Source organism: Rhizobacter sp. P2_H2 (assembly GCF_056403375.1).
The window spans coordinates 1-2,324 of the sequence record NZ_JBFUFP010000880.1 but is presented as its reverse complement, the minus strand read 5'-3'; the positions used below and the strand labels follow the sequence as shown (position 1 = coordinate 2,324).

Below are 2,324 nucleotides of genomic sequence, written 5' to 3'. Positions count from 1 at the left end.
GTCGAGCACCGGCGCAACGCGCGGCGGCCGCTCGACCAGCTCGCGCCCCACCATCAGCCGCACCAGCTCGCCGGTCGAGGTGCCGGCCATCGGCTGCGTCGCGACGTGCCGGCCGTTGCGCAGCACCGTGACGCGGTCGCAGACCTCGAACAGCTCCTGCAGGTGGTGCGAGACGAACACCACCGTGACGCCGTCGTCGCGCAGCTTGCGGATGATCGCCAGCAGGCGGTCGGTCTCGCGCGGGGTCAGCGTGGCGGTGGGTTCGTCCATGATGACGATGCGCGCGGTTCCCGCAGCCCCGCCGCCGCGCTGGTTCGACAGCGCCTTCGCGATCTCGATCAACTGCTGCTGCGCCATGCCCAGCGTGCCGACGCGCGTGGCCGGCGACAGCTCGTCCAGCCCGACCAGCGCGAGCAGCTCGCGCGCCCGCTGGTCCATCGCGGCGCGGTCGAGCAGGCCGAGCCGGGTGCGCGGCAACCGCTCGAACAGCAGGTTCTCGGCCACCGACAGCTCGCCCAGCATGTGCAGCTCCTGGTGCACGACGCGGATGCCGGCGCGCATCGCCGCCAGCGGCGACTGCGGCGCGTAGGCCTCGCCGAACAGCCGCATGCGGCCGGCGTCGGGGCGGTCGGCGCCGCACAGGATCTTGATCAGGCTGGACTTGCCGGCGCCGTTCTCGCCGGCCAGCGCGTGCACCTCGCCGCGCCTCAGCGTGAGGTCGACGCCGTCGAGCGCGATCACGCCGGGGTGCCGGCGCGTCAAGCCCTGCAGCTCGAGCGCGACGGTGGCGGTGGTGGCGGTGATGTTGTTGTCGTGCTGGTCCACGCGCGGGCTCCCTGGACCGCGCGGTTTTACTTCAGGTTCTTGGCCGTGACGAGCTCGATCGGCGTCTTGACCCAGCCCTTCAGCGGCTGCTTGTCCTTGCGCGACTTGATGCCGTAGTCGATCGCGTTGGCGGCCATCTCGGTGCCGAACTGGTCGACGGTGGCGAGCACCTTGCCCTGCTTGATCAGCGGGCGGATGGCCGGGATGTTGTCGAAGCCCACCACCTTGATCTGCCCGGACTTGCCCGCGGCATCGAGCGCCTTCGAGACGCCGAGCGCCATCGAGTCGTTGGCGACCATCACGCCCTTGATGTCGGGGTTGGCGGTCAGGATGTTCGTGAAGACGGCGTTCGCCTCCTCGGTCTCCCAGTGCGCGGTCTGCGACGCGACGATGTTCAGCTTGCCGGCCTTGGCCGCGTCCTCGAAGCCCAGCTTGCGCTGCAGCGCGTTGTCGGCGCCGGGGTTGCCTTCGATGATGACGATCTTGGCGCCCGGGCCGATCGCCTTCGCGAGTTCATCGCCGGCCATCTTGGCGCCGGCGCGGTTGTCAGGGCCGACGAAGGCGAGGTCGAGGCCGGCCTTCTTCATCGCTGCGGGATCCAGCGCCACGTCGAAGTTGACGACCGTGATGCCGGCCTTCAGCGCCTTCGCGACCGGCGCGACCATCGCCCGCGAATCGGCCGGCGCGATCACGATCACGTCGTACTTCTGCGTCACGAAGTTCTCGACCGCGGCGGTCTGCGCGTCGAAGTCGGTCTCCGACTGCATGCCGACGGCCTTCAGCGAGAAGTCGCCGCGCTTCTTCTCGTGGGCCAGCGCGCCTTCGGTCATGTTCTTGAAGAACTCGTTGGCCAGCGACTTCATCACCAGGCCGACGCGCGGCTTGGCGTCGTCGGCATGGGCGGCGGTCAGGAAGAAGCCGGCGGCCAGGGCCGTGGCGGCCACGGCGATGCTGCGGCGGCGGCTGTGGAATGCGATCGTCATTGCGAGTGTCTCCTCGAGGCGTGGATTGTTGCCCGGACGTCGGGTCGATGAACCGCCCGGACAGTACTTCGTTCGCACCACGTTTTCGTCGCTATGACTGTCGTTTTCATACGCAAACGTTTGCGCGAACGTTTGCTATTTGAATTTCATCGCAAATCAATGACCAGAGGGAATACCCGAGGATCGGTCGACGTCCCCGTCGACCGAGGGATCGCGCTTCTTTTTTAGACCGCGAAGTCCGACAGTTGCTTGCCGGCGGCCAATGCATCACGCAGCCACTTCGGGCGCGGCCCGCGGCCGCCCCAGACGTTGCCGGACTCGTCGCGGAACTTGACGTCACCGCCCGCCTTCTTGCGACCACGCTTCGCTGCGACCTTCTTGGTGGCAGCCTTCGGGCCGCGCCTGGCGCCCCCGAGACCCAGGTCGGCGGCCGTCAGGCCATAGGCCTCGATCGCTTCCTTGATGCGTACGACGACGCCTTCGACTTCCTTGCGCTGCAGCTTCTCGGCTTCGCGC

Annotated in this window: 3 protein-coding genes; all 3 read right to left on the bottom strand. The window is 68.3% G+C overall.

The annotated features are described in order from the left end of the window. Nucleotides 1-825, bottom strand: an 825-nt coding sequence (locus AC1D15_RS27675; RefSeq protein ID WP_477828528.1) for an ATP-binding cassette domain-containing protein, incomplete at its 3' end; no start/stop codon positions are given. A gap of 26 nt (nt 826-851) precedes the next feature. Further along, nucleotides 852-1,808, bottom strand: coding sequence for a sugar ABC transporter substrate-binding protein (locus AC1D15_RS27670; RefSeq protein WP_052211616.1), 957 nt, complete (start codon nt 1,806-1,808; stop codon nt 852-854). Nucleotides 1,809-2,032: 224 nt separating this feature from the next. Next, a partial coding sequence (locus AC1D15_RS27665; protein ID WP_477828527.1) for an H-NS histone family protein occupies nt 2,033-2,324 on the bottom strand: 292 nt, incomplete at its 5' end.

What these genes read in the sequence shown, in the direction of transcription:
- AC1D15_RS27670 (WP_052211616.1), bottom strand. Translation starts at nt 1,808, where the DNA reads ATGACGATCGCATTCCACAGCCGCCGCCGCAGCATCGCCGTGGCCGCC.